Annotated in this window: 21 protein-coding genes and 1 tRNA gene; 13 read left to right on the top strand and 9 right to left on the bottom strand. The window is 47.6% G+C overall.

The genetic code is table 11. The features are described from left to right. The first annotated feature begins 41 nt into the window (after positions 1–41). Together SAR116_RS07580 and SAR116_RS07575 are read left to right on the top strand one after the other, a co-directional pair. Positions 42–115: transfer RNA gene (locus tag SAR116_RS07580), tRNA-Thr, on the top strand. Positions 116–491: 376 nt separating this feature from the next. Next, positions 492–1,370 carry an ABC transporter substrate-binding protein gene (locus SAR116_RS07575; protein WP_013046341.1) on the top strand — a complete coding sequence of 293 codons (879 nt, stop codon included), beginning with the start codon at positions 492–494 and terminating at the stop codon, positions 1,368–1,370. A 131-nt stretch (positions 1,371–1,501) separates the two neighbouring features. Here the strand turns inward: SAR116_RS07575 and SAR116_RS07570 are convergent, their stop codons facing one another. Continuing rightward, on the bottom strand, positions 1,502–1,831 hold the full coding sequence (locus SAR116_RS07570; protein WP_013046340.1) for a nuclear transport factor 2 family protein: 330 nt from the start codon (positions 1,829–1,831) through the stop codon (positions 1,502–1,504). Between the two features lie 338 nt (positions 1,832–2,169). On the opposite strand from SAR116_RS07570, the gene SAR116_RS07565 reads away from it, so the two are divergent. Genes SAR116_RS07565 through SAR116_RS13290 form a run of 3 tightly spaced genes read left to right on the top strand, consistent with a single transcriptional unit; the run spans position 2,170 to position 4,366 of the window. Continuing rightward, positions 2,170–2,559, top strand: coding sequence for a LexA family protein (locus SAR116_RS07565; protein WP_013046339.1), 390 nt, complete (start codon positions 2,170–2,172; stop codon positions 2,557–2,559). Beyond that, the gene (locus SAR116_RS07560) at positions 2,559–3,911 is read left to right on the top strand and encodes a Y-family DNA polymerase (RefSeq protein WP_013046338.1); all 1,353 of its coding nucleotides are present in this window, start codon (positions 2,559–2,561) and stop codon (positions 3,909–3,911) included. The genes SAR116_RS07565 and SAR116_RS07560 overlap by 1 nt, the downstream gene beginning before the upstream one ends. Before the next feature lie 59 nt (positions 3,912–3,970). Next, entirely contained in the window at positions 3,971–4,366 is a 396-nt protein-coding gene (locus tag SAR116_RS13290; protein WP_013046337.1) for a helix-turn-helix domain-containing protein, read from the top strand. 58 nt (positions 4,367–4,424) lie between these two features. Here the strand turns inward: SAR116_RS13290 and SAR116_RS07550 are convergent, their stop codons facing one another. Further along, entirely contained in the window at positions 4,425–5,657 is a 1,233-nt protein-coding gene (locus SAR116_RS07550) for an MFS transporter (protein ID WP_148212273.1), read from the bottom strand. Positions 5,658–5,907: 250 nt separating this feature from the next. Here SAR116_RS07550 and SAR116_RS07545 point away from each other — a divergent pair, with 250 nt between their 5' ends. The 3 genes from SAR116_RS07545 to SAR116_RS07535 all read left to right on the top strand — a co-directional run bounded on the left by SAR116_RS07545 (position 5,908) and on the right by SAR116_RS07535 (position 8,778). Beyond that, positions 5,908–6,591 carry a fumarylacetoacetate hydrolase family protein gene (locus tag SAR116_RS07545; protein ID WP_013046335.1) on the top strand — a complete coding sequence of 228 codons (684 nt, stop codon included), beginning with the start codon at positions 5,908–5,910 and terminating at the stop codon, positions 6,589–6,591. 45 nt (positions 6,592–6,636) lie between these two features. Continuing rightward, positions 6,637–7,407: a sulfite exporter TauE/SafE family protein gene (locus SAR116_RS07540; RefSeq protein ID WP_013046334.1), complete on the top strand. Its 771-nt coding sequence runs from the start codon at positions 6,637–6,639 to the stop codon at positions 7,405–7,407. A gap of 117 nt (positions 7,408–7,524) precedes the next feature. Continuing rightward, positions 7,525–8,778: an aminotransferase class V-fold PLP-dependent enzyme gene (locus SAR116_RS07535; RefSeq protein ID WP_013046333.1), complete on the top strand. Its 1,254-nt coding sequence runs from the start codon at positions 7,525–7,527 to the stop codon at positions 8,776–8,778. Positions 8,779–8,852: 74 nt separating this feature from the next. On the opposite strand, the gene SAR116_RS07530 is transcribed toward SAR116_RS07535, so the two are convergent. The 6 genes from SAR116_RS07530 to SAR116_RS07505 all read right to left on the bottom strand — a co-directional run bounded on the left by SAR116_RS07530 (position 8,853) and on the right by SAR116_RS07505 (position 14,919). Beyond that, positions 8,853–9,656, bottom strand: a complete 804-nt coding sequence (locus SAR116_RS07530; protein WP_049757581.1) for an ABC transporter ATP-binding protein — start codon at positions 9,654–9,656, stop codon at positions 8,853–8,855. A gap of 197 nt (positions 9,657–9,853) precedes the next feature. Beyond that, positions 9,854–10,600 carry an ABC transporter ATP-binding protein gene (locus SAR116_RS07525; RefSeq protein WP_013046331.1) on the bottom strand — a complete coding sequence of 249 codons (747 nt, stop codon included), beginning with the start codon at positions 10,598–10,600 and terminating at the stop codon, positions 9,854–9,856. After that, a complete protein-coding gene (locus SAR116_RS07520; RefSeq protein WP_013046330.1) occupies positions 10,597–11,661 on the bottom strand; it encodes a branched-chain amino acid ABC transporter permease in 1,065 nt (354 codons plus the stop codon). The genes SAR116_RS07525 and SAR116_RS07520 overlap by 4 nt, the downstream gene beginning before the upstream one ends. Then, positions 11,658–12,563, bottom strand: coding sequence for a branched-chain amino acid ABC transporter permease (locus SAR116_RS07515; protein WP_013046329.1), 906 nt, complete (start codon positions 12,561–12,563; stop codon positions 11,658–11,660). The genes SAR116_RS07520 and SAR116_RS07515 overlap by 4 nt, the downstream gene beginning before the upstream one ends. Positions 12,564–12,628: 65 nt before the next feature. Then, positions 12,629–13,840 carry an amino acid ABC transporter substrate-binding protein gene (locus SAR116_RS07510; protein WP_013046328.1) on the bottom strand — a complete coding sequence of 404 codons (1,212 nt, stop codon included), beginning with the start codon at positions 13,838–13,840 and terminating at the stop codon, positions 12,629–12,631. Between the two features lie 293 nt (positions 13,841–14,133). After that, positions 14,134–14,919, bottom strand: coding sequence for an SDR family oxidoreductase (locus tag SAR116_RS07505; RefSeq protein WP_013046327.1), 786 nt, complete (start codon positions 14,917–14,919; stop codon positions 14,134–14,136). Positions 14,920–15,168: 249 nt separating this feature from the next. Here SAR116_RS07505 and arsC point away from each other — a divergent pair, with 249 nt between their 5' ends. Continuing rightward, entirely contained in the window at positions 15,169–15,531 is a 363-nt protein-coding gene (gene arsC, locus SAR116_RS07500; RefSeq protein WP_013046326.1) for an arsenate reductase (glutaredoxin), read from the top strand. A gap of 18 nt (positions 15,532–15,549) precedes the next feature. Here the strand turns inward: arsC and SAR116_RS07495 are convergent, their stop codons facing one another. Continuing rightward, the gene (locus SAR116_RS07495) at positions 15,550–16,419 is read right to left on the bottom strand and encodes a DMT family transporter (protein WP_013046325.1); all 870 of its coding nucleotides are present in this window, start codon (positions 16,417–16,419) and stop codon (positions 15,550–15,552) included. Between the two features lie 433 nt (positions 16,420–16,852). Between SAR116_RS07495 and SAR116_RS07490 the strand changes: the two genes are divergently transcribed. The 4 genes from SAR116_RS07490 (at position 16,853) to SAR116_RS07475 (ending at position 21,737) form a co-directional block, all read left to right on the top strand. Next, a complete protein-coding gene (locus SAR116_RS07490; RefSeq protein ID WP_013046324.1) occupies positions 16,853–17,845 on the top strand; it encodes a sulfurtransferase in 993 nt (330 codons plus the stop codon). A 36-nt stretch (positions 17,846–17,881) separates the two neighbouring features. Continuing rightward, a complete protein-coding gene (locus SAR116_RS07485) occupies positions 17,882–19,036 on the top strand; it encodes a YeeE/YedE family protein (protein WP_013046323.1) in 1,155 nt (384 codons plus the stop codon). A gap of 6 nt (positions 19,037–19,042) precedes the next feature. Continuing rightward, positions 19,043–19,225 carry a hypothetical protein gene (locus tag SAR116_RS07480; RefSeq protein WP_238531130.1) on the top strand — a complete coding sequence of 61 codons (183 nt, stop codon included), beginning with the start codon at positions 19,043–19,045 and terminating at the stop codon, positions 19,223–19,225. Between the two features lie 172 nt (positions 19,226–19,397). Next, positions 19,398–21,737 carry a molybdopterin-dependent oxidoreductase gene (locus tag SAR116_RS07475; RefSeq protein WP_013046321.1) on the top strand — a complete coding sequence of 780 codons (2,340 nt, stop codon included), beginning with the start codon at positions 19,398–19,400 and terminating at the stop codon, positions 21,735–21,737. The last annotated feature ends 3 nt before the right edge of the window (positions 21,738–21,740 follow it).

Below are 21,740 nucleotides of genomic sequence, written 5' to 3'. Positions count from 1 at the left end.
AAGCAAATTATACCAAATATGGCACCTAGAGCTATAGATTAGCCCGATTAGTTAAGTGGTATAACAGTTGATTCGTAATCATCAATCGCCAGTTCGATTCTGGCATCGGGCACCATGACCTCACCTATATGACTGATATGTAATAATTTATTGGGCTAGCAGGTCAGGTGACGTACAGAATGACGTACAATCAATCCTCATATATCCGTGTCCGTTTTGGTATTTATCACTTCGTCAGGCGTGTTCCTGCTGATGTGCGGTAGCATTACCGAAGTGACAGAGTCAGTATCAGCCTTCGTACCAAATCAGCTAAAATAGCCACTCGTTCATCTGAAGCATGCCTCATTATGAATGGGTAATTTTCACAAGTAATTCTTTTCAGAGATTTGTAGAGGTTGATTAGGCTGATTATATCCAGAAACGTGGGTAGCTATGGGGTGCTTTTGTGAGTTAGTATTAGTACAGTATGTAAATTTATTGGGGCTTCTTTGATGGCTAAAATTCATCTTCAATTTACTTTGTTCTCCGCTTTTTATTCACCATTAATTTCAACTATGACAGGCAGTTTTCTGGCTGAAGAAGGGTTTGAATATGATTGGAGTGTCGCTGAGCCTGGGGTGTCGGCTTTAAATGCGCTGGAAGATGGCACTGCACAAGTTGTGCAATCTACCATCAGTCAGGGCTTCACATCTCTGGAAAATGGCCATCAGCCTGAGGCGCGGCATTTTGCATTGATCAACAACATGGATGGATTTTTTATCAGCGGCCGGGATAATGACAATGATTTTGAATGGTCGTCTCTTGAAGGTGCTGACGTGCTTGTGCATCATGGCGGTCAACCAATGACAATGTTCAAGTATGCTTGCCACAAAGCAGGTATAGATATTGCTAAAATCAATATTATTGATTCCGGCAACGCCAAGGAAATGGATGCTGCGTATAGGCAGGGGCAAGGTCAGTATATACATCAGCAAGGACCTGCTCCTCAGCAACTTGAAGCAGATGGCGTTGGCTATGTTGTTGCGGCTCTAGGGCCGATGGTTGGCCCTTGTGCATTTTCTAGTTTGGCGGCTATGCCGGAATGGTTGAAAACTGAAGACGGTCAAGCTTTTTGTCGAGCTTATGCGAGAACCAGACAATATGTGGCAACCAGACCTGCGGCAGAAATTGCAATAGCAGAAAAATCCCTATTTCCACAAATTGATGAAGCGGTCTTAACGCAATGCATCCATGCCTATCAGAATATGGGATGCTGGCCTGTAGAAATGAGCATTACTGATGCAGGATATAACGCCATGCTGGATATATTCGCATTTGATGGAAAAATTAGCCAACGACATCCATATGACTCTATATGTATGAGCTACTAAACTGGCGGTAATGCTTATCTAGCTGTGCATGTAAGTGCCTGAAAGCCGAATATAACTCTGGCATCGGGCGCCATGACCTCACCTATATCACTGATATGTAAGCCTTAAAGGCTTACATATCAGTCTAAGATTTAACTTAAACTTGTTGCGCCGGTTTCCATGCGGATTACTTTTCCATCCTTCAGCATGGCAACTAACATGACAGCTTCTCTAGAATCATCTGGGTAAGACATAAAACTATGTGAAACTATGATATCATCATTTTCATAGACCAAGCGTGAAGATTCCTGGACAAATTTTTCGTTAGCCATCATTTCTTTGACCATTGAGCACCATTCGTCCTTAGGGAAAGAATTGCCTGATTTGTGAAAGACAACGGTAAAATCGTCATGAAGCAAATGCGTATATGCGTCTACGTCTCTATTGTCCATCGTCTGGTTGAGTTTGTCATATAGGCCCATCGGTATTCTCCCTTTACTGAAATATTATTACATAATGTACCGTTTGGTATTAAAGGTTTATATGCTTTTCCGGGTCAAGGGGTTTTTCAATTGATTTATGCGCATGCCTAATTATTGAGCATTGGTCATATGCGCATGCCGAAACCATCTAAATTTTTCACTGAAATTAAACCTGCAATAAATGCTTTTGCCATTTTTATCTCTTTATTTGTTTTGGTTACGTGGTGATTGGTAAGGCCAGTTGAATTGATTCAGAAATTTAGACATTTCCACGCTTGGCTTTCCCAAATGTTCTTGTTATGTTCTTTTTCTGTTTGTTGTTTTAGTTTGTTCAGTACATGTATCTATTATCGTTCTCAATCTCCGTTCCGTTTGTTTCTGCTGGGTTTCCAAGTCCTGCCGAGGATTATATCGATAGCACTCTGGATCTGAACGCGCATCTGATTGAAAATCCGGCGGCGACATTTTTTCTGCGCGTTGCAGGCGATTCGATGACAGGGGCAGGCATTCATTCAGGCGATCTGTTGATGGTGGATCGCAGCTTAACCCCAAAGATAAATGACATTGTGATTGCGACGATTCACAATGAATTCACCGTGAAGCGTTTGGGTCAGCATAAGGAAGGCTGGTTTTTACAGTCTGAAAACCCTGACTATCCTTGTCTGGAGATCCCCGAAGACAGTCATATATGGGGTGTTGTCACATATAGTATCCGGTCTTTGAAATAATGTTCGCGCTTATCGACTGTAATAATTTCTATTGTTCCTGCGAACGCGTTTTTCAGCCAGCGCTGGAAGGCAAGCCCCTCATTGTCCTGTCTAATAATGATGGCTGCGTTATCGCGCGTTCGAACGAAGCCAAAGCGATCGGCGTGCTGATGGGCGATGTATATTTCAAACACAAGGACAGGTTTCGCCAGCAAGGGATATTGATCCGGTCAAGCAACTATACGCTTTATGGTGATATGAGCCATCGCGTCATGAGCATATTATCGACATTCGCGCCACAAGCCGAAATATATTCGATTGATGAATGTTTTCTCGATCTGTCAGGTTTCGCGCCGCACGGGCTTGTCGATTATGCCCATGATATTTGCCGCACTGTTAAACAATGGACTGGCATTCCGGTATCAGTGGGCATTGGCCAGACCAAGACACTTGCCAAGCTGGCTAACCGGATCGCCAAAAGGAACAAGTTGGCACGCGGCGTATATTGCATAGATACAGCCGCCCAATTAGAGGGTGCCTTGCAGAATACGGCGATAACCGACATATGGGGCATAGGCCGGCGTTTAGGCAAAAGGCTAAATGCACAAGGTATTCAGACAGCCGCAGGTTTTGCCCGCCTTCAAGATGGCTGGATCCGCAAAAATATGGGGGTGACAGGTCTGCGGACGGCGCTAGAATTGCGTGGCACGATATGCCTGTCGCTGGATACGCAACAGCAAGATAAGCAAAGTATTTGCGTGTCACGAAGCTTTGGCAAAAGCATCGACGACTATGACGCGCTGCATGATATTGTATCAACCTTTGCCACTATGGCGGCAGCCAAATTGCGCAAGGGCAAGATGGTGGCTGGCGGGCTTAGTGTTTTTATCCGGACGAATGCGTTCCAGCAGAACCAGCCGCAATATTCGAATGCACAGACGATGGGCATGATCCCCGCCACAAATAGCACGCAGGAAATTCACAAAGCAGCCCAGCAGATATTGAAAAACATATATCGTGCGGGCCACCACTATAAAAAGGCAGGTATTCTGCTGCTGGATCTTTGCCGGGCAGAGGCGCGCCCGGACATGCTGTTCCATACGGAAAACCCGCGTAACAGCAAATTGATCGAAAGCTGTGATGTCATTAATCAGAAATTTGGCGTCGGCAGTATTCAATATGGTCAGCTTAAGCGGCCTAGAGGCTGGTATGCGCCACAGAAATACCGATCCCCCCATTACACAACAAGTTGGGCTGATATCCCATTGGCCTCTGCACAAGATAATTTTTTCCAGCCTGATAACAGACGCCAGCATACAGGCAATCGACAGGATGACCGTCGTGATGAAGGTGATGCAGATACAAAGGGCTGAAATTTGACTTTAAACTATCAATGGCTTATTTTGGACTAGAGTCGTAAATAGGATAAATTGTGCCCGTTAAAAATTCATCTTCTAATATCCTGTCAGATGGCAATATTGATAGCACTCTTGGCGGCAGAATTTTCAAATGCCGTGAGCAAGTTGGATTAAGCCTAAACATGCTCGCTCATCTTGTTGGTGTTAACCCATCAACGCTTGCATCATGGGAAAATGATAGCAGCGAACCCCGTGTTAATAAGCTTGTATCAATGGCTGGTATATTGGGCGTCAGTCCGACCTATTTCATTGCCGAAGAAGGCCATAGCGGCAGCGCAACAAAGCCAGCAAGAGGCCGCACCGGAAAGTTAATTTCAAATCTAAAATCTGAAATAAACGAAATAAATGAAGAGCAGAAAATTCTGTCCAAACGGTTGAAAAAAATTAACCTGCTTATTCAAAAACTCTAGATCAAAACGTAAATCACCTAGCCTATTTAGGCCTATGGCATTTCTGGTTGCAAGCAACCTAGCGCGTGGATGCTATATGCACGGGGTTTGTTGGCTTGATCAGCATCAGGCTGGCAAATAGCAACGCGCTGGCGATGGCAAACATAATCATAACAGATATGAAAACATGTTCGCTAAAGGCAAGTAAAAAGCCGCCAATACTTGGGCCAATTGCCAAACCGACAACACGCGGCATACCGATCCAGCCTTTAGCCCGACCATATACATCAGCGCCAAAATAAAGATTGGTCACAAAGCCAAAAGACACCGTCAAAATACCATGTCCCATACCAAATAATGCCATAGCCACTATCGCTAAAGGCAAAGTGCCAGCCAATAGGGATATCAGCGACAGTGGTATCAAAAGACCAGCCACGAGACCGGTAATGCGGGCATCGATATGATGGCCAAATTTCATTTCAACAAGTCTGCCTACAACCTGAAACGGGCCATAAATACTAGCTAGAATGACAGCAAGAAAAGCATTTTCAAATTGTAGCTGGAACCAGTTAACCCATAATAACGTTGTGGCCGAAAATAAAAAATATTCAAAGCCGCCGGCACTGGCGAGGATAATGATGGCCCGCTTTTCGGCTGTGGAAAGCAAGCCCCATCGGAATGGTTTGCTTTCGGCTTTGGTCTGTTTGGCCGGATGATAGCGTTCGTGCTTATATCTTGATATTAGCCAGCTGAAACCCAGAAGAATGGCAGCCAATACCAGACAGGCATAAAGCAATCCTATAACACTGATAAGCGGATAGATCGATATCCATGTGAGAGTACTGGCAACGCCGCCATAAAAAGAGATTATGGAAATATTCTTTCGTGAATTGATCTCGTCAAACTGCACGGCGGCACTAAAGGCAACCTCATAGGTGGACATGGCAAGGCCGATACCGATTAAGACAAAGCAGAGGCCAAGCCAGTAAAAGCTGGTCAGGAATGCAAATTCCAATGCGCCAAGACCAAAGAAGCCACTTGCGCCTAGTAAAAATCCCAGCTTGAGAACATTCAATGCACCAAACCGGTCAGCCCAGCTACCAACCAGGGGTGTTAATAAGGCCTGCGTGACTATCGCCAGACTTAAAATAGTCATGACTATGGCTTCGGATGTATCTAATAAGGTTGCAATATGCGTTTTAAGCGGCGCAAACGCATAAAATAACGCGCCATAAGCCACAATCTGGCTAATGCCAAGCATATGGACGGGGACTTTATGTGCACGAATGGCAGCGTTTTGAAAAAGGGACAAGGTTTACGGCCTGAATAGATTGCCTGACAAACATACATCAATTTGGCCTGAATATTTCAAAAAACGAGTGTGAGTACTGTAGATATCTATCTGCATAGGGATATGAATTGCAAATATATGCGAATTTTAGCGCAGCATTCATCGCAGTTGATATATAGTGTGAACAGCATCTCATGGATGTGAAACCTCAGGTAAAAGCGTAACAGCAAATTCATGAATTTTGTACGAAGCAGAAAAGGATAGCCATATAATGGATTATATATTTACGCCAGCAGCACAGGTGAGCTTGCCTATAGAGGGAATGGATGCCGCGTTTCCCGTGCGCCGGATCTATTGTATCGGACGTAACTATGCCGATCATGCGATTGAAATGGGACATGATCCAGACCGGGAAGCCCCGTTCTTTTTCCAGAAAAATGCACAGAATATTGATATCAGCGGGACGTTCCCCTATCCGCCGCAAACAAGTGATGTGCATCATGAAATTGAACTGGTGGTGGCGTTGAAAAGTGGTGGTGCGAATATCAGCGAAGATGATGCGATGCAGCATGTATATGGCTATGCAATCGCGCTTGATATGACGCGCCGTGATCTGCAAGGGGAAGCCAAAAAGACAGGCCGCCCATGGGAAATTGGCAAGGCTTTTGAACGGTCTGCCCCGATGAGCGCGTTAGTGCCAGCCTCCAAGACCGGGCATCTGGACGCAGGTCGTATTTCGCTCAGCATTAATGGTGAAATACGACAGGATGGAGATCTAAACCAGATGATCTGGAAAGTGCCAGAAATGATTTCTTATCTGTCACGGTTTTACGATATTACCGCAGGTGATTTGATTATGTCGGGAACACCTGCTGGTGTCGGCCCTGTTGCCAAGGGTGATGTTCTGACAGGCGACATAGAGGGACTGGGTAGATTAGTGACACAAATTGTCTGATAATCGCATATGAATGGTCATTGATCAGGGCTAGTGAACATAATTATGACTGATTTTCTCATGGCATCTTTATTACCATCACTTGATCCTGTCATCATTGGTGCCATCATCGCCATTTTCCTGTTTTCGGGGATTATAAAAGGTTTTCTGGGACTTGGTTTGCCAGCGGCAGGCATGGCACTTCTGACGCTGATTTTCGAGCCGACTGAAGCCATCGTGCTGCTTCTATTGCCGATTATTGTGACAAATATCTATCAGTTTTCGCGGTCACAAGACCGGTTTCAAACGGCACGACGTTATAAGGTCTTTGCGCTTGCGATCATGATCAGCATCTTTGTAACTGCCTGGCATATAACCGCGTTTCCGACAGAAATTCTAACAATCGTGATTGGTGTGGCGATGATTGCTTTTGCGTCACAATGGCTGTTTGGATTGTCATTCAGCATCGGGCCGGGTGTTAGCTGGCAGCTGGGTGCGGGTGTGATATCGGGCATATTAGGCGGGTTGAGCTCAATCTGGTCACCTCCTGTGGTCATGTATTTAATGGCGCGCAAAACCCCCAAGGAAGGCTTTATCGCTGCGACTGGATTTCTGTTTCTCGTTGGCAGTGTCCCGCTTGCCGTGGGGCTGTTCATGTCAGGGGTACTGACCATGGTTGCGGTGATAAAATCATTGCTTGGGCTTGGGGCAGCGCTTATCGGATTTCGCATTGGCGAAATGCTTCGCGCGCATATTTCGCAAGATATGTTTCGTAAGGCTGTGTTGATTGCCTTTATGATTATGGGCGCGCGTTTGGTCTTTAATGGTCTGGCCTAAAAGCGTTGCTGGTCTGGCTTTACAAAGTGCCCGCCATAACGTTTTATGATAATGTTCAGATATCTAATAGAATAATAACCCTGTATTAACTACTACACGAATTAGAAAGTGCACCCGATGCCCACAATTACCAGCGACATGTTAAATGATATCCGAGATAAATTCGCCCAGGTTGATCACTGTCCAGTGCAAGGTAGCCGTGTGTTTTTTGAGAATGCTGGTGGTGCGCTTACGTTGAATGCGGTTGTCGAAAGCGCCCAAAGATATGCTGCCATCCCAGATAATCAGGGACGTGACAACCCCGGTTCACACGAGCTGGTGCGTGTTATTAACAAGGCCAAAGCAGATATGCGGGCGATGATGAATGCGTCAACCGGACAGTTTTTTGTTGGTGAAAGTGGTACCGAACTTTTATTCCGCCTGATTATGAATGCCTGTCTGGGCGTTGCCTCTGATGGTGTTGTGCTGGGGTCAACTGTTGAACATCCGGCGACGCGCAGTGCCTGTGGCCGCTGGTCGAAGATCAGCAATAAGACCCATGTTATGATCCCGCATGATGATGCCAAAGGTCTGGTGACCGCCGCGGATTATGCCCGCCATGTCACCGCTGAAACGCGTGTGGCGACCATATTGCATACATCACCAGTGACAGGCATGGGTATGAATGTTGGTGCCATTTCAGCCGCGATACGCGCTGTCGCGCCAGATTGTTTTATCATTGTTGACGGCATTCAGCATGCTGCCCATGGCATGATCGATATCGATGCCTATGATGTTGATGGCTATGTGATATCGCCCTATAAGATGTTTTCACGGCATGGCTATGGCCTGGCCTGGATTTCTGACAGGCTGACCGCATTGCCCCATGATTCCCTTTCAGGGGGGCCAGAGGATAACTGGGAAATGGGAACGCGTGATACGGGTGCTTATGCAGCGTTGTCAGAGGTAGCGGATTATCTGGAATGGCTAGGCGGACAAGTTGCAGGTGATGCAGATCGGCGGGGCAAATTTGTTGCCGCAGGCAAAGCCATTCACGCGCATGAGAAATCGCTGACCGACGCTATGATTCATGGCACTGGCAATTTGCCCGGGCTGGCCGATATGGCCAAGGTGCATATTATCGGTGGTGTCGAGAATGCCGCGCGCGAAGGCCTTGTCTCGGTCTATGTTGAGGGTATGGCCTCGGCTGATGTCGTCACCAGCCTTAACGAACAGGGGATTCGGACGCATCTGCGAAAAGCTGATCACTATTCAGGCAATATTCTGAATCCGCTTGGCCTTGATGGCTGTGTGCGCGTATCCATGTGCCATTACAATAGCATTCAGGAAGTGTCGCAATTTCTGACCGTTATGAAAGATATCTCAGCGTAGCAACGACATACACGATAGGCCGTGGCATTGCCGAGATATTAGAGTGGTGCGTAAGGTTGCTGGCAGGCGCAGGATTAGCCGCCAAGGAACAGTCTGCCCACATCTGGATTATCAAGCAATTTATTGCCTTCATCCGCGATCGCTGTCTCGCCAGATACAAGGACATAGCCAATATCAGCAAAGGCGAGGCCTTTCTTGGCGTTCTGCTCAACCATGATGATGGTCTTGCCGTCCTTGCGCTGTAAATCTTCGAGAATTTCAAAGACCATATCGATGAAGCGTGGCTCAAGGCCGATGGATGGTTCATCAACCAGCAACACTTGCGGCTGCATGACCAATGCTCTGGATATTTCAAGAAGCCGGCGCTCACCGCCAGATAGAACACCTGCAGGTTTATTACGACGTTCGGCAAGGCGGCTATATTTATCAAATACCATTTCGGCTGCGGCCTTGGCTTCGACAGGTTTATCTTTCAAAAACCCACCCATGAGCAGGTTTTCTTCAACCGTCATTTGCGGAAAGACTGATTTATCCTGCAAAATATAGGCAATGCCAGCATCGGATAGTTTTTGCGACGGGGTGAGGCGCGTTACGTCCTTGTCACCAACAGTGATGGAACCAGAAAAAATATTTGTGAATCCAAAAATCGAGTGCAGGACTGTTGATTTACCAGCCCCGTTTGGCCCAATCAGACACAATGACTGACCTTGTGCAATGCGGAGATTGAAGTCATGCAGAATTTCCATTTTGCCATAACCAGCACGTAAATTGTTGATGCTGAGGAAAGGGTCATTATTTGCAAGCTTTTCAAGCTCACCGACCTTTGGGGCTGATGCCGATATCGAGGCCGCTTCCTTGGCAATCTGGTCAATTGTCATCACCACATCGACACCACCAGAACCATAGCCGCTAACGCCTTTTTCAGACTTTGCGGCAACTTTCTTGGGGCTCTTTTTCACGGCAGATTTTTTAGGTGTGGCTTTCTTTGTGGCAGACTTTGTAGCTGTCTTTTTGACAGTCGCCTTTGTGGCACCAGCTGTCTTTGCGGCAGTTTTCTTTTCAGTACGCTGGGCCATCAGTGACCTCCCAAATATGCATCAATCACGCGTTGATCGTTTTGCAAATCTGCTGGCTTGCCTTCGGCCAGCATCTGCCCGTTTGACAGGCAATAGATATGTGAGGCCAGATTCATGATGACCCGCATATTATGCTCAATCACGCATAAGGTAATGCCAAGTTCTTCGTTAGCGCGGCGCAATCTATCGATCAAACCGTTGATCAGTGTAGGGTTGATACCGGCTGTTGGTTCATCAAGCAAAAGTGCTTTTGGCTCATTCATCAAGGCCATTGCCAGTTCTAGCAGTTTTTGCTGGCCGAATGACAAATCACCCGAAATCAGATTGCGTTTTGAATAAAGACCAACAAATTCCAGAAGATGTTCGGCACGCTCGCGGATTTCACCCTTGCGGCTGGCAAACAATGAAACCTTGGAGTCTGGACGATGCGAGACTGAAATCTGCATATTATCTACACAATCCATTTTACCGTAAATCCGGGTTTGCTGGAATGTACGTAACATGCCAAGCCGGGCAATATCACCAACGCGCAATTTTGAAATTTCATCGCCATCAAACGAGATCGAGCCATTATCGATGGGATGGTAGCCCACAATCGAATTAAACAAAGTTGTCTTGCCGCATCCATTGGGCCCGATGATGCCGGTAATAGAGCCGCGCTCGACCTTCATGGTGATGTCCACATTGGCCTTTACGCCGCCGTAGGATTTAGAGACATTTTTTACCTCAATAATCGGATCGCTCATCTGGCGTCTCCTTCACTCTGGGCGTCAGACTGTGTGTTTGACGGATCAACCACGATGCCAAATCGTTCTGGGAACTTATCCTGCAACCAGCCCATTATGCCTTGCTGGAAATACACGATATTGATGATCAAAATTAATCCAAGCGCAATCCATTGCAGGTTCAGAAGGTAGGTCCATGTGGTTTCCTTGACAACATGGAACAGGATGGCACCCAATACAGGGCCCCATAAAGTGCCCTTGCCACCAAGCAAAACCATAGCCACCATGAAAATGCCAAATGTCGGGATAGGATAGGCGACTTCTTTGTCAATAAAGCCTGCCATATTACCAGCAACAGCCCCAATACAACCCATAAAGAAGGCGGCTATACCCCAGCCGATTTGCTTATAGATAAGGGTTGGGATGCCCATAGCTTCGGCTTTATCCTCGTCATCGCGAATGGCATTAATCGCCAGACCGAACTGGGTCGAATAAAGCCAGCGCAGAAGGAAGTGCGCCACCACGGCAAACAGAAAACATAAAATATAGAAGAAGGTTGATCTGAATTCGATATCACCCGGGAATAGCGGCATTGAAATACCCGATGCGCCACCAACATAGTCGATGGTGATTGTCACTTCTGCTGCGGCAATAGCCAAGCCAAGCGAGCCAATGGCAAAATAGGGGCCGCGTAAGCCAAACATGAATGAACTGAAGATGACCGATAGCACCAAAGCCACCAAGCCAGCACATATAATCCCAACATACAGGCCGAGAAAATATTCATTATCGGTAAATTCCGGCTTGATCGATCCCATCGCCGATGTGTATTCACCCATACCGCCTTCATAGAACATGGATATCTGGACAATCGCCGATACATACATGCCCACCCCAAAGAAGGTGATATTGCCAAGCGAGTTATAGCCCATCTGGCCACCAAGCGTATCCCAGGTAGATGCCATCAGCACCATCATCCATAAATAGGCGATAGACAGCGTATAATCCGGGAACAGAATGGGGCCAAAAATCCCCAAAGCCCCAAGTGCTCCATAGGTTATCAGGTTATTAGATTTGATCATTTGACTACCTGTCTATTTCTTCGCATTGAGATTTGACGCCAGATAAGGACGAGAAGCAGAATGCTTACTGGTGCTGCCACTTCATAAGCGGTGCCCAAAATCATTCCGGTATATTTTTCGAAAAGGCCAATGCCAAAACCGGCGGTGATAACACCTGGCAGATTGCCAAGTCCGGCGGCTGTAACAATGGCAAAGGTGCGCACCGAATAGGTAATGCCGTAGAACGGCTGAATAACCCAGATAATCGACACGAGAACACCTGCCGCGCCACATAGTGCCGCATTAAAGGCAAAGGTGAAGGCATATACACGGTCTGTATCAATGCCCAGAACCCGCGCCGCCCGCGCGTCTTGTGCGGTGGCGCGAATGGCCTGACCTGTGCGTGATTTTTTCATGAATAGAATGACAACGATGGCGATCACTGCGGCCATGATTAGCGAGATAATTTTGGATGATGGAATTGTCACCATACCGTCAAAGGCTTCATAGACAGGAAGCTCCATATCGATGGTTTGAACTTCCGGACCAAAAATAAGGTTCATGACTTGTTGCATGAGCAGCGACAAACCAAAGGTCGCCAGCAAAGATACAAACATGTCCTGATCAATGATGCGCCGGATCATAACGACATAGACAATCCAGCCATATATGAACATGGACACAATAACGATTGCCATAGTCAGCGCCAAATGAACGTCGGCGCTTGTCAAGGCAAGCGCCATGTATCCGCCCATAATGACAAAGTCACCCTGTGCCAGATTTTTGATATTCATGACGCCCCATACCAACGCCAAACCATAAGCACTAAGGGCGAACACGGCGCCAACAAAGATACCTTCGAGGATGATTTGGATGTTGATCACTGGCGCCCAAACAAACAGTAATTGCAGATTATCTAGCATAGATTGCTCCGGGATGAGTGACTGCAGAAAAGGGAAGACAACAAAGCTGTCTTCCCTTTCTTATTTTAGTAGTTAACGTTCCGTGGGAACGTCATGTCACCAAACTTCTCGACAAGAGAGTAGCTGCTGTCTGCACCAATCTGGCGCATGAACATTGGCTTGGCGATATTGTTTCCGTTTTCGGAGAACTTGATGTCACCATAGAATGTTTCCATTTCAACGGCGGCAATAGCGTCTCTGACGGTATCTTTGTCAAAGCTGTTAGCCGCTTCAAATGCCTCTTTCCAGACATATACTGCGGCAGATGCCTGAGCAGACTGGTATGGGACAGATGTGTATGATGGATAGGCCTTTTTAAAGCCTGCGTTCCACTCAGCAGCAGAACCGAACATCGGGTCAGACTTAGACAAGGTTTCAACCCACTGTGTTGGACATAGGAAACCAGTTGACGTTTTCGGGAACTTCTCCTGAACCTTTGCAGCTTCACAGTGCGTCATGGCAATCATCGGCACATTTACTTTCATTTCGTCAATCTGACGTGCTGCAGTCGCGGCACCTTTTGAGTGACCTGATACGATCAAGATGTCTGGCTTAAGTGCTTTAACCTTGGTCAGTGTTGTGGACATATCTGACAAATCGGCTGGCAACTGATCGTCAATGATGGTTTTCATGCCATATTCATTGATCTTGTCAACAACACCGGCACGCACGTCCATTGAGAATGGATCGCCTTCAAACGCCATAGCTACACGGATGCTTTTTGGATCACTGGTGCTGGCCGCGGCCATATCGATGGCGGTTGCCAGATACTGCTCTGACGTTGACAGCACCGCAAAGAGATATTTATAGCCCTGCGTGAAGAGTGAACGAGATGCACCCTCGGCCTCAACCATTGGCACGCCAAATTTTTCCGAAACAGGGGCAATCGCCTTGACCATGCCCGAGCTGTATGGCCCAAGCATATAATCGACGCCATCCTGCTGGATGAGGCGCTCGGCAAGCTGCGCACCACGCGCAGGTGTTGATTCGTCATCGTAATATTTCACGGCTAGCTTGTAGCTTTTACCGCCAACTTTTACACCGCCAGCGGCGTTAATCACATCAACAGCATAGTCATAACCGCGCTGAGTATGCAGTCCGTTAGTTGCATATTTACCGGTGAGCGAAATAGATGAGCCAAGGATAATAGTATCCCCTTCTACCTTTGCCGCGGCGGTTCCTGCTGCACCGACGGTAAGCATGGCACCCAGCGTAAGTGATAATAGTTCTTTTTTCATTTCAATCCTCCCAGATTTTTATGAAGTAATTTTGACATTCGAATTGTGAACGAATTGTTAATACTGTCTATCAATGTATAGCGACTGTCCATAAGTATTTGTGCTTATCTGATCGACTATGCTCCGTTTCTATTTTGTCAGCATTTGTTAGTAAATATTTCTAAAATTTTAAAATAACACAGAAGTTATTTCCCTTTTTATCACCTACAGGTAAAGGAATCGGCGTCAGACTTTGCCCTGTCTAAAGATGTATGAGGCCGTTCTTGATCAGGGGACTATTCCGGATCAAGACATTATTCGGGTACGGCGCCGATGATCTGTTGATCGTAATCAATGGTTGCACCGGTAATGATTCCCGAAGACGGGCTGAGTAAATAGGTAATAAGCGGGGCTAGCTGTGCCGGTTTGGCCAATTGTCCCATCGGCATGGTGGCTTCGGCCTTTTCAACCCAGTTATCATCTGCGCCGTGAAACCGTTTTTGAATTTCTGCTTCGGCGGGTGTATCCATCCAGCCAGGTGCCACCGCATTCACACGTATTTTATCTGCACGCAGGGCGTTGGCCGTGTTCTTTGTCAAAGTCAGCAAGCCCCCTTTTGAAGTTGAATAGGCAGTCAGAAAGCTTTGTCCTACATGCGCCGACGTTGATAATATATTGACCATACTGCCCGCTGCCTGCCTGGCAAGAAGATGCCGTGTCAGCCCCTGCATCAATAAAAATGGTCCTCTTAAATTTATATTCATATGCTCATCCCATAGGTCAAGATCGGTATCGACCAGACTGCCTCGCGATGTAGTGGCGGCGGCATTCACCAGACTGTTTAAGCCATCAAAATGGGTGATCGCCGTTTCAATCAGACGCTTTGCTTGTGTGGCGTCGGAAATATCAGTCTGGATATAATGACAGGTGGCGCCAAGCGCCGTGATCTCGGCCTGGGCGCGGGCACCAGTTTCTGCTGTGCGTCCGGCGAGGATAATTTCACGACATCCATTTTCGACCAAGCTACGGGCTACCGCCAGACCTAGTCCCTGTGTGCCTCCCGAAATCAAAACAGAGTTTGGTGTATTATCGATTTTCATGATTGTATCTTTCAGGTTATTGAGGCGACGGGAATATGCTTAATACAAGTTGATACGCATGTCAGCCCATAGAATGTGATGCGGGATGACAGGCATTACATTACATTATAATAAGTGTGTGATCGTGCTTTGATCTGGTGGGTCTTTAAGTATGTTAGATGAATTTGTATGTGACGATGTTTAATCACCTACTAAAGTTCGACATGGTCTGAATGTTTCAGTTTCAGGCATTTGAAATGAGGCTATCACATGGATGAAGTAACGATCTATCATAATCCAAGATGCAGTAAATCGCGCCAGACGCTGGCATTGATTCGCGAAAGGGGCATCGAACCCACGATTGTTCTATATCTTGATAACGTGCCAAGCCAGAGTGAGATCAAAGAGTTGCTCGCAAAGCTTGGCCTTGGTGCGCGGGATATATTACGAACAGGTGAGGCTGATTATAAGGCGCATATTGCCCCACTCCCCACGCTTGATGATGCCACTCTTGATGATGTTATCATTGCGCTCATGACCCACTATCCAAAATTAATCGAACGGCCAATCGTGACCTATGGCGACAAGGCCGTGATCGGACGCCCGCCCGAAGCTGTGCTGACTTTGCTGTAACCTATGACAGCATGGTGCCTATAGTGACATCTTGCTAGCTTTTTGCTTGTTCAGTCTTTCGCGATGAAATGTGTAGTAACCACCTGCGATAATGATGGCCGCGCCGATCCATGTCCAGCGATCTGGTAGCTGACCGAACACAAGAAACCCATACATCGTTCCCCATATAATGAGACTGTATTGGACAGGTGCCAGAACCACCGCCTGGGTGATTTCAAGCGCTTTGATAACAAAGATTTCGGATATGGCCGCGGATAATGCGATTGAGCCAAATAGTAATAAATGGAACGGCTCAACGGGCCAATGCCAGAAAAAAGGGATCAATAAGGTTAACCAGAAGCTCCCAGTAAGCGCGGTATAGGCAAGGGTGGTCGATGTGTTATCCGTTGTGCTGAGATAGCGTGACAGAATTTGCCGTGCGGCAAATAAAGAGGCAGCAATAAATACAAAAAAGATCGCCGGATGCATCGCGCCAAAGCCAGGTCTGATAACAATAAGCGTGCCGATGAAACCAACAATCACCGCGCCCCAGCGATGAATGCCAACACGTTCCTTAAGCCATGTAGCGCCCAGAATAGTGACAATAAAAGGGGCAATAAAACCAACCGCCATAGCATCTACAAGTGGCACAAAGCTGATGGCCATAACAAAGCAGAGAGGGGATATGGCGGCAAAGGTGCCACGCAGGATTTGTAATTTTTTATGGTCGGTTTGTAAAACATTCATACCACGCATGAGCAGTAGCACAATGACGCCAACAAGCAGTCCAACCTGACGTATCCAGACGATCTGCACAGGATGATAGATTTCGGTGAGAAATTTTGCTTGCGTATCTACGGTGGCGAACAGAAACATGCCAATCGCCATAAAGGTCAGACCTTTGGCCATTTGTTGTGGCCTAGCGTGAAGCGGTACATGTGCGGGTTGACTTGAAATGGCGTTGGCCCTTTGGTGATATTGTGATGACGGCGTGATATGATGGCCGTATGGGTTTATTGTGCGTCCTATTAGTGACCTATTTGCATCCGGCGTCAATGACTGGCCTTAAAGACGCGCTGATGACCTGCGGGCAATGTCGATTTGTGGTGGACAGGGTGCAGGATTTGCATTTTTGAAATTGTCAAAATTACTTAGTAAATAGAATAAAATACCATGCAACGTAATGATTATAAAAATTACATCTATTGATATGGGTTTAGCCTTTAATATTTCGAAAATAATTTCTATCTACAGGCTAGAAGCAATTTAGCGCGGTGGGTTGAGGCCTGTCCGTGCATTTATGAGCCACATGCGACATGTGGCTATCAATGGAGATAGGTCTATGCAAATTACAGCACAAAAATTTGTGGCAAAGATGATTATTCTAGGCACGTTTATTATGAGCGCCTTTATCATGGCGCCCATAACCGCTTTTGCAACGCCATTAGTATCAGCTGCGTGGCTGTCAGAACATCTTAATGATGAAAATATCACCGTTATTGATCTGCGCAACAAGATCGATAAAGGCAATTATGAAACCTTTCTTGAAGGTCATATTCCCGGAGCCATTCATTCTAATTATCTGACGGATGGCTGGCGGGTAGGCCGTGATGGCATCGTTGGCTTATTACCCGAAGCAGAACAGTTTGAAAGCCTAGCACGTCGTCTAGGGGTGTCGGCATCAACGCATGTTGTGATTGTGCCAGCTGGTGTCTCATCAACCGATTTTGGCAGTTCGGCACGCGCCTATTGGACATTCAAGGTATTTGGTCATGAGCATGTTTCGATTCTTGATGGTGGCTTTGCCGGATGGCGGGCAAATTATCCCGATCAGATTGAACAGGGTCCGTTTGTGGCGCCCGAAGCGGGTGACTTTGTAGCCCAGTTCCAGCCCGAGCTCTATATTGGCACCGAAGATGTTGCCAGTTATGTCAATAATCCGGGCGAAGCTGTTCTGGTGGATGGACGTAACACAAGCCAGTTCTATGCCGAAGCCAAGCATCCAAAGGCCGAAAAAGCTGGCCGTATCCCATCTGCAATCCTGATATCGCAGGCCCATGCCTATGCCGATGACGAAAACCGTCTGAAAAGCAGGGAAGAGCTTGAAAATATTTACGATGATATGGACGATAAAACTATTGTGAGTTACTGCAACACAGGCCATTGGGCGGCGACAAACTGGTTTGTCATGTCAGAAGTGCTTGGTCATGATAATGTCCGGCTCTATGATGGTTCTATGGTTGAATGGACAGCGCATAGTGATTTACCACTTGATACATCGGCCATGTCGAACATGGATAAATTAAAAAAGTTGATGGGCGACTTGCTTAGCTAAGCAATATCGGGATCAACTATTTGAAGTGGACTGGTGATGCGTATATTCACGCCTAAACAAAAACTAGCCCCGACGTCGCATGAGGTCGGGTCTTTTTTTCGCCAAAGCGAAATATCCTTATTTGTCATTATCCTGATATGTGGATGCGTGTTAGCAGGTCTGGCCTTTCTCGATAGTGGTCGGCATGGCCTCAGCCTTGTGGGGCTGGGTGTTGCGCTTGGCATGACCTTTATGGGGTTCCAATATGGTTTTGCATCTGGCTGGCGCCAGTTTTTGCAAACAGGTGATGGTAGTGCGGTCAGTCTGCATTTCATTCTGGCGGCTTTGTGCGCATTGGTGTTTATTCCGGTCACGGCGTCAGGCATTGGCCCTAGCGGATCACTGGCTCCTGTATCGATTTCGCTATTTGTCGGTGCGTTCATGTTTGGCGTTGGCATGCAGCTGGCGAATGGATGCGGCTCTGGCGTTCTGTTCAGTTTTGGCGGCGGGTCAGGCCGGATGATTGTTGCCTTGCCCTTTTTTGTGCTGGGCTCGGTAATCGGTTCGGTTATTCTGCCACCGGTTCTGGCATTTGGTGCGCTTGACCCCATCGAGATAGGTGAGCATCTGCCCCTAGCTGGCAAGCTTGTGGTGAATCTAGTGCTTTTACTTGGTGCGGCAGGTTTGTTTTTCTGGTTTGGTCGCCGCCAAGGTATCTATCTGACCAAGCGCATGTTGGGGGCGACCATTCTGATTGCGGTTCTGTGTTGGGCTGTGTTCATGGTGTCACGTCACCCGTGGGGTGTGACCTTTGGTTTTACATTATGGGGTGCCAAGATGGCTAGCTTCATCGGTGTGCCGATTGAGCAAGCTACATTTTGGAACTGGCCAGGGCCCAAACGCGCGCTAACGCATTCGGTACTTTCTGATACGAGTAGCCTGATGGATTTGGCCATGATTGTGGGGGCTGGTCTTGCGGCGTCGCTATCAGGTGCTTTTGGTAAGGCCAGCTGGCCAGATGCGGCGCAGCTGTTTGCCGCGGCGCTTGGTGGGGTTTTGATGGGGGTCGGCGCACGGCTTGGTTTTGGCTGTAATATTGGCGCGTTTCTGGCTGGAACAGCATCGGGTAGCGTACATGGCTGGATCTGGTTTGCGATGGCAATGGCAGGCAGTGTGCTGGGCATCCGGCTGCGGGCGATATTTGGCTTTTAGGATGATATGATGCGCATAAAATCGTCACAAATATTTACACCGAAAGTGGTTTATGTGCTTTTGCTTTGCGCCGTGTTTGCGCTGGCCATTGCAGATCATATGATGAGTCCGGTATTGCAGGATATCGGAGCACCTAGTGATCTGGGTAATGCCTGCGCGCCATGTGGCGCACCATGTAAATCGTCGTAATATTGTGACCCCAAATATCCGATATGTGGTCAGCAGGACGGCATATGGTGCAGAATGGACAGCATATCAACCATGCCAGAATCACCACCAATTACCGCACCGTGCTAGCCGCTTTAAGTGACGTAATATGATCTGTCTTGCTTTATCACAGGTACTTTGATTACATAGGCGAATGGACGAAAAAGTTACAATATCTTCACAATATGACAACCTGCCTTTAACCAGTTCGCATTGGGGTACCTATCGGGTCGAGACGGTGGCAGGCAAGGTTACGGCACTTCATCCCTTCGATGCAGATAGTGACCCGTCACCTATTGGATCAGGCATAGTTGATGTGCTGGATGCGCCCTCGCGTATCAAAATGCCAATGGTGCGCAAAAGCTGGCTGGAGCATGGGCCGGGTGCAGCAACCGACAAACGTGGTCAAGATCCATTTATTCAGATGACATGGGACGAGGCAGAGGCGCTGGTTGCCAATGAGCTTGCCCGGGTAAAGAATGATTTTGGCAATAAGGCCATTTTCGGTGGTTCCTATGGCTGGGCCAGCGCGGGACGATTTCACCATGCCCAAAGCCAGTTGCACCGTTTCCTAAACTGCATTGGCGGCTACACCCGGTCGGTCAATACATATAGCTATGCCGCGGCCGAGGTTATTCTGCCGCATGTGCTGGGTAGCTTTGGTAGCATAATGTATGGCCAGACCAGTCTGGAATCAGTCGCCGCATCAACCGAACTATTTATCAGTTTTGGTGGCTTTCCCGCACGTAATTGCCAGATTGCCAGTGGTGGTACTGGTGATCACAGCCAGGTCGGTCTTATGGAAAAGGCACGGCAAAGAGGGGCTGAATTTATTTCAATATCACCGATACGTTCGGACATGCTTGCGCGGGTTGATGCCGAATGGCTGGCCGCCCGACCAGGTAGCGATACGGCGATCCTGTTGGCATTGGCGCATTGTCTGCTCACCGAAGATCTGCATGATTCCGAATTTCTCGCACGTTACACAAATGGTTTCGATGTTTTTGCTGATTATGTGACAGGGCAAGGTGACGGGGTGCCTAAATCTGCTGAATGGGCGGCGCCATTGTCAGATATTCCGGCTGATACAATCCGGTCGCTGGCGCGGCGAATGGCGGCATCACGAACAATGCTATCGGTAAGTTGGTCGCTGACACGCCAAGATCATGGCGAGCAGCCTTATTGGGCGGCGACCGCCCTAGCGGCGATGCTTGGTCAGATCGGTTTGCCAGGCGGCGGCATTGGTTTTGGTTATGGGGCAACAAATTCGGTTGGTATGCACCGGCAGATGCTGAATTTTGCTGCATTGCCCCAAGGTAAGAACGCGGTTGATGATTTTATTCCTGTCGCGCGTATATCAGAGATGCTTTTAAATCCGGAAACGGACTTTGTTTATAATGGCGGTCGTTACACCTATCCGGATATCCGGCTTGTCTATTGGGCAGGTGGTAATCCGTTCCACCATCATCAGGATCTGCAACGGCTGATCGAAGCATGGCAGAAGCCAGAAACGGTGATTGTACATGAATGGTGCTGGAACACGCTGGCAAAACATGCCGATATCATTTTGCCCTGTACGACGCATCTGGAACGTCCTGATATTATGCTCAATCCGCGTGACCCCTTTATTGTCATGATGGAACAGGTGATGCCACCTGTTGGGGACGCACGAAATGATTATGATATTTTTGCCAATATTGCCAAGCATTTGGGTGTCGAGGAATCCTTTACCGAAGGGCGTGATATGATCGCCTGGCAAGAGTGGATGTATGAAACATCGCGTGGTATGGCTGCCGAAAAAGGCGTGACATTGCCCACACTTGATAGTCTGAAGCAGACAGGCTGGGTAAAGATTGAGGGGCCAGAAAAGCCCCATATCATGATTGGCGATTTTATCGATGATCCGGTCGCCAATCCGTTGAATACAGCAAGTGGCAAAATCGAAATCGTTTCGCAAACCATTGCGGGTTTTGACAAGGATATGAATATCGCGCCGCATCCGGTCTGGCGCGAACCTAACGAATGGCTTGGCAATGCGGGTGATGCCTTTCCGCTGCATCTGATTTCCAATCAGCCGCATACCAAATTACATTCGCAACTTGATCATGGAAGTCATAGCCGTGCAGGCAAAATCAATCAGCGTGAACCGGTGACTATGCATCCAGATAATGCTACTGCGCGCGGTTTGCATGATGGTGATCTGGTGCAGGTGTATAATGATCGAGGTATTTGCCTGGCTGTATTGGTGATCAGTGACGATGTGCGCCCTGATGTGGTGCAGATGGCAACAGGGGCGTGGCTTGACCCGATGATAACGGCGGATGGCAAGCTGTTATGTAAGCATGGCAATCCCAATGTTCTGACGCATGATCTAGGCACGTCAAATATGACGCAAGGTCCGGCAGCCATGTCATGTCTTGTCGAGGTGCAAAAATATAACGATGCGGCCCCACCGATGACAGCTTTTGACCCGCCCGACATTATAATACGATAGGTC

It is taken from the genome of Candidatus Puniceispirillum marinum IMCC1322 (genome assembly GCF_000024465.1).
Classification (GTDB): Bacteria; Pseudomonadota; Alphaproteobacteria; order Puniceispirillales; family Puniceispirillaceae; genus Puniceispirillum; species Puniceispirillum marinum.
This window is presented reverse-complemented; position numbering and strand designations above follow the sequence as displayed.